We start from the raw sequence: 6,381 nt of genomic DNA, 5'->3' as shown, positions 1-6,381 counted from the left end.
TCGTGGGATGGACGCGCTTCGCAGCAACCACATTTTGTGTTTTCTGAAACGACAGGAACGTGACCGAACGAGGCCGGAGGGGTCCCATGGCGAAAATCCACGAGCAGCTTACCCTGGAGGGATTCGAGGCGGTTCTTGCCCGCACCGAAGACCCCAAGGAGCGCCGCCGTGTGATGATGGCCCATGAAGCGCTGTCCAACGAGATGGACGCGATCGGCTATCTCCACGCCGGCTTCTGCCAAGCCTCCCTGCCGCACCGCAAGCCCAAGGACGAGACCGCCCCCTGGGTGCGCAACAACGGCAAGTACCAGCTCGTCGTCCGTCCCGGCATCCTGCCGCTGCGCGACGGCACGGTCCTGGACGTCGGCGTTCCCTACGGCGCCAAGGCGCGCCTGATCATGATCTACCTGCAGACCGAGGCGCGCAAGACGCGCAGCGCCCACGTCGATCTGGGGCCGAGCATGAGCGCGTGGCTGCGCCGTCTCGGGCTGGCCCCGACGGGCGGCGAGCGCGGCAACTACAAGCCGGTGCGCGAGCAGGTCCTGCGGATCGCCCGTAGCGAATTCACCCTGCGCACCACCACCGGCCCCTCGACCGCGGAGATTTCCGACCAGCGCCTGATCGACGGCATCAAGCTGTGGCGGGACGAGGAGGACACGCCCGACCTGTTCCGCACCGGCGGCGAGTGGGTGCGCTTCGTCCGCCTGACCCAGAGCTTCTTCGAGCATCTGATGGAACACGCCGTCCCGCTGGACGAGCACGCCATCGCCAAGCTGAAGAACTCCGCCCTGGCGCTCGACGCCTATGTGTGGCTGGTCCACCGCCTGCACCGGCTGGACAAGCAGACGGTCGTTCCCTGGCATGCCCTGTCGCAGCATTTCGGCTCGGTCAGCGAGCACCGCGTCCTGGCCTTCCGCCTGAAGGAAGCGCTGAAGGACGTCATGGCCGTCTATCCCGACGCGAACATCGAGCCGACGTCCAAGGGACTCGTCCTGCGTCCCTCGGCGCCGGCCGTGCCATCGAACAAGCATCTCGTCCTGCGCCCCGTCCGCGGCTGACGGGCGATTGGTCGAGCGTCGGACGGAGCCATCGGGCCTGACGCCTCTTTGCCGCGGAGACGCGGAGCGGACGCGCCTCCCGGAGCCCTTCTACAGGGGCAGCAGCAGTTCCCGCTCCGCCGCCGCATCCGCTGACGGCGCCGCCAGCGTTCCACGGGTGACCGCCACGGCGCTGCGCCCGCCGCCCTGCGGGATGACGCGCACCTGCACGCCGATCCGCTCCACCAACGCCGGGACGTGGCTGATGACTCCGACCTGCCGCCCGGTGGCCTGGAGCGCCTCCAGGCAGGACAGCGCCAGATCCAGGCTGCCGGGGTCCAGCGTGCCGAAGCCCTCGTCGATGAACAGCGTGCCGATCCCGCCGCCGCCGCTGCCTCCCGCCATGGCCGACAGGCCAAGCGCCAGCGCCAGCGACACCAGGAACATCTCGCCGCCGGACAGGCTGTGCACGCCGCGCCGCTCGTCGCCCATCTCGCCGTCCACCACCTGGATCTCCAGGTCGGCCCCACCGACCCGCTCCAGCCGGTAGCGGCGGGCGAGATCCGCCAGATAGCGGTTCGCCTGCACCAGCAGCAGGTCGAGGCTGAGGCTCTGGGCGAAGTTGCGCAGCTTCCGCCCGTCGGCCGAGCCGATGAGCTGCGCCATGGTCGCCCACAACTCCTGCGCCCTGCGCTGCGCCTTCACCCGGTCGAGCACGGCGGCGAGGCGGCCGCGGTTCTCCGTGTCGGCGCGCAGCCGGGCCTGGGTCTCGCCCAGCCGGCCGCGGGCCTCCTGAAGGCGCCGGCCCGTTTCGGCGACGGCCCCGCCGGCCTCCTCCGCACTGAGCAGGGGGCACCCGGCGGCGTGGTGCTCCTGCCGCAGCCGCGCCCGCTCCGCCACCAACAGCGCCGTCTCGCGCCGCGCCGATTCGAGGGCGGCCAGCGCCCGTTCCTCTTCGGCCAGCCAATCCTCGTCCCGGACCAGATGGGCGCGCGCCGCCTCCACGGTGACGCCGCAGCGCTCCGCCGCGGCGGCCAGGGTGTCGGCCGCGGCTTCCGCCTCGGCGGCGCAACGGCGGGCGGCATCGCCGCGTGTGGCGACGGCCTGCTCCGCTCCGGACAGGCGGGCTGCCGCGTCCTGCCGGGCGATCGTGGCCCGTTCGACCAGGGCCTCCGCCCGATGGCAGGCGTCGGCCAACTCCTTCTTCACCGTGGCGACCGCCTGCCCGCCCAGCAGGGACGCCCGCGCCGCGCGCCGATCCTCCAGCGCCGCGGCCAGCCCCTCGCACCGCCGCCGCGCGGCTTGCTCGGCCTGCCGCGCGCCCTCCAGCTCCGCCGCCTTGGTGCCGGCCTGCCGCTCCAGAGCCTCCACGTCGCGTCGCGCCTTGGCCAACCCCTCCCGCTGGCGCAGAACTTCGGCGACCCGCCCGCCGAGATCCTCGCGGAACGCGTCGGGGTCGTGGTCGAGCCGGCTGTCCCAGCCCTCAAGCCCGGCGAAGGGCGGGGCCAGTTCCGCCCGCACCGCCGCCCGCGTGTCCGCCGCCTGATCGCGCCGCGCCACGGCCAGGGATTCGGCGTGGCGGGCGGCGTCCCGCTGGCGGCTCCGCGCCTCGATCGCCCGCTCCGCCTCGGTCAGCGCCGCGTCCCGCTCGCGGCAGGCCTGCATCGCGGCGTCGATTCGCGCCTTGTGGTCCAACGCCCTGGCCTCGGCCCGCCCGGCTTCCGCCAGCTCAGCGTCCACGCCGGCCAACCGCCGGGTGACGGTCTCCGCGTCCGGTTCGGCGGGCAACCCGAAGCCCGGCGCCCGCTCCGCCCAGCGCCCCACCGTGGCCGTCCGGTCCGCCGCCAGGGCGGACAGCCGTCCATCCAGGGCCGCCGCGCGCTCCCGCGCCGCCTTCGCCGCGGCGCTGTGGGCGCCTTGGTCGGTGGCCAGCCCGGTCACTTCGGCGTGCAAGGCGGCGACGTGGCGCTCCTGATCCTCGGCCAGCCGGTCGAGCGGGGTGTGCCCGGCGCCCCAGGGATGCTCCGTGGCGCCGCAGACCGGGCAGTTCTCGCCCTCCGTCAGTTGAGCGCGCAGCGACGCCACATCCTCGCTGCGGGCGAGGCGCAAGCGGTGCAGGGTGGCGTCCGCCTCCTCCAACGCCGCCCGACGCTGGTCCAGCCGTGCTGTGGTCTCCGCGGCACGGGCCTCCCCGTCCGCGGCGGCGGTGCGCTGTTGCCCGCGCTCCACCTCGGCGTCCGCGGCGTCCGCGGCCAGCCGCGCGGCCCGTTCCGCCAATTGGGCCAGGACCGCCAGCCCGTCGCGGCGGTCGGCCAGCGCCGTGCGGCGCCCGCGCAGGGAGTCCAGCGATTCCACCGCCTCGGCCTTCAGCGCGGACAGCGTCCGCTCGGCCGCGTCCCGCTGTGCTTCGGCATCCCGTCGGACGGCGGACAGGCGGGCCAGCTCCGCCTCGCGGGCCTCAGCTTCCGCGGCCGCGCGCCCAGCCTCCGCCTCCGCTTCCCGCAAGGCTCTTGCCGAGTCGCGGTGGCGCAGCAGCAGCGCGTCCCAGCGCGCCCACTGGTCGGCCACCGGCAGCAGCGCCGTCTGCCCGGACAGCCAGCCGTCCAGACCCGCCGAATCGGCGTGGGCCTGGTCCAGCGCTGTCCGGATGGCGGTCAAGCTCTCTCCGATCCCCTTGGCGTCCGCCTCCGCCGTTGCGGCATCGGCGAGCGCCCCGGCCTGCTGGCCGGCCAGCGCGGCGATCGCGGCGTCCAGCGCGGCGGCCTGTTCCAGCTCCGGATCGGCGGCGTCCATGGCGCCGCGGGCCGTCTCGTAGGCGCCGCGCACCTCGCGATGGCGGGTCTCGGCCTGGACCAACCGGTCCTGCGCCTCGGTCACCGCGGCGTGGGCGCGGGCCAATGCCTCCGCAGCCTCCGACGCCGCCGCGGCGCAGCGGTCCGCCTCGCTCAATCGCACCCGCAAGGGTTGGAGGCGGCGCAGCAGCGCGGCCTCCTCCCGCCGCGCCCCGGCCTCCTGCCAGACCTCTTCGGTCCGTGCGCTCGTCATGGCGGCGTCCGTCTCCGCCTTGGCCAGCCGGGCGTCCTGCTCATGCCAGGCGACGGCGGCGCGGGCCTGCTCGAACGCCGTTTCCTCCCGCCGGACCGCCTCGGCCGCCGCACCGGCCTCGGCGTCCAGGACGGCGCGCTCGTCGTCGGTCAGCACGCCGATGCCCGCGCACTGCCCCTCCAGCGCCTCCAGCGCCCGCTGTTCCTCCCGGGAGCGCTCATGCGCGGCGATGGAGATGCGGGAGTAGATTTCGGTGCCGGTCAGCAACTCCAGCAGGGCGGAACGCTCCGTCGCAGGAGCCTTGAGGAAATTGGCGAAATCGCCCTGGGCCAGCAGGACGGCGCGGCGGAACTGCTCGAAGCTCAGCCCCAGCCGGGTGGAAATCTCGTCCAGCACGCTGGTCTTGCCGTCGCCCAGCCGCTTGCCGTCCGCAAGCGCGGTCAGGCTCATCGTCTGCTTCTGCAACTGGCCGCGCGCGTTCTGCCGCGCCCGCCGCAATTCCCAGCGCGCCCGGTAGGCGGCGCCGTCGATCCCGGCGAAGTCCACCTCGGCCCAACCGGACCCGGCGCCGCGGCGCAGGACGCTGCGCACGTCGGTGGTGCTGATGGCGTCGGTGTCGCCGCTGGCGCCCAGCGCCACGCCGCGTCCGTCCGGCAGCCGGGGCATGCGGTCGAACAAAGCGAGGCACAGAGCGTCCAGGATCGTGCTCTTACCCGCCCCGGTTGGGCCGGTGATGGCGAACAGGCCGGCGTGGCGCAGCGGCCCGCCGGCCAGCTCCACCGCGAAGGTCCCGTCCAGGCTGGCCAGATTGCAGCCGCGAACCGCAAGAATCCGCATCACGCATCCTCCTGGACGGTCGCGACCAACTCGTGAAAGGCGGCGAGCAAGGCCGGTTCCGGCTCGCCCTCGTGATGGCGGCGGTAGAGCCGCAGGAACACGTCCTCCGGCGCCAGATCGGCCAGATCGGCCAGAGGCACGGATTCGGCCAGCGTCTCGCCGCTGCCGGTCAGCCGCAGGGCCAGCTTGACCAGCCGCGCCGGGCGTCCGGCCAGCGCCGCGACCACCTCCTCGCGCAGCGCCGGCCGGGGCGCCGGCAATTCCACCGAGACCTCTATGTAAGGCCAGCCCTCGCGCGGCAGCTCCTCGTCCAGTTCCAGCGCGGCCAGCGCCGCCAGCGCGTCCTCCGCCGCCGCGAACCGCCCGCCGCCGGGGATTCGCCGGATGGCGACGAAGCGGGGCACCCGCAGCGATTCGACCCCGACCAGCCGTCCCTCCGCGAAGTCGGCCAGCACCACCTGATGCGGGTAGGGCTCCTCGTCCACCGCCAGCGGAAGGGGGGAGCCGCTGTAGCGCACCGAGTCGCGCGTCCCCACCGCCTGCGCCCGGTGCAGGTGGCCCAGCGCCACATAGGCCGCGTCCTCCGGGAAGACGTCCACCGGCAGCGCGTGCTGGTTGCCGCCGAGGATCTTGCGCTCGCTGAGTTCGGACAGGGCGCCGTCGCGCATGTAGCAATGGCCGGTGAGGATCAGCGCCTCGCCGGACCGCAACGCGCGCCGCCCGGCCTCCGCCGCGTCGGCGTAGACCCGGCGCACCCCTTCGACCAGCGGGTCGGCGCCCGCGGCGATCTCCTCCTCGCTCAGCGGCGGCAGGTCGGCCGGGCGCAGATAGGGCACCGCGACGCAACGCGCGGCGACCGTCCCGTCGCGGCCGGTCAGTGGAACCACCAGCCCCTCCGGCGCAACGGCGCCATCCCCGTCTACCGGTAGGGCGCCGACCACCCGCACCCCCATTTCCGTCAGCAGGGGAGAGGGCGCCTCCAACCGGCTGCCGCTGTCGTGGTTGCCGGCGACCACCACGATGTCCAGCGCCGGGCAGCGGGCCTTGGCCTTCGCCAGGAACCGGTAGAACAGGCCGAGCGCCGGAATCGGCGGGTTCTGCCCGTCGAACACATCCCCGGCGATGACCAGCGCGTCGACGGCCCGATCCTCAAGCCGGTCGAGAAGCCAATCAAGGAAGCGCGCATGCTCGTGCTCGCGCGCGAAGCCGTGCAGAGTCTGCCCGAGGTGCCAGTCAGCGGTGTGGAGAAGACGCATGGGGAAAAGCGGGTCCATCGGAAAGGGACCGGCATTCTATGAAAGCGCGGCGGCGAAGGCGCCGTGTGAAAAAGGCAGCGGGGAAAAATCGCCGTGGGTCGAAAAAAGTGCTTGCCACCCCCGGGGGACCCCGCATATAAAGCGCCTCCCGACGCGGTGGCCGCTAACGAGGCGCCGACGGGTCGGGAAAACAGAGACATTCTGGC

Annotated in this window: 3 protein-coding genes; 1 reads left to right on the top strand and 2 read right to left on the bottom strand. The window is 73.5% G+C overall.

The features are described 5' to 3' along the window. Nucleotides 1-86: 86 nt before the first annotated feature. Nucleotides 87-1,058, top strand: a complete 972-nt coding sequence (locus GBZ26_RS25660) for a replication protein RepA (protein WP_014197970.1) — start codon at nucleotides 87-89, stop codon at nucleotides 1,056-1,058. Nucleotides 1,059-1,148: 90 nt separating this feature from the next. On the opposite strand, the gene GBZ26_RS25655 is transcribed toward GBZ26_RS25660, so the two are convergent. After that, complete coding sequence (locus GBZ26_RS25655; protein WP_174441265.1) at nucleotides 1,149-4,919, bottom strand: AAA family ATPase; 3,771 nt, start codon at nucleotides 4,917-4,919, stop codon at nucleotides 1,149-1,151. After that, nucleotides 4,919-6,175, bottom strand: coding sequence for an exonuclease SbcCD subunit D (locus tag GBZ26_RS25650; protein WP_174441264.1), 1,257 nt, complete (start codon nucleotides 6,173-6,175; stop codon nucleotides 4,919-4,921). Before GBZ26_RS25650 ends, GBZ26_RS25655 begins: the two co-directional genes overlap by 1 nt. Nucleotides 6,176-6,381 lie beyond the last annotated feature (206 nt).

Origin of the sequence: Azospirillum formosense (genome assembly GCF_013340925.1) — a bacterium.
GTDB classification, from domain to species: domain Bacteria; phylum Pseudomonadota; class Alphaproteobacteria; order Azospirillales; family Azospirillaceae; genus Azospirillum; species Azospirillum formosense.
This window is presented reverse-complemented; position numbering and strand designations above follow the sequence as displayed.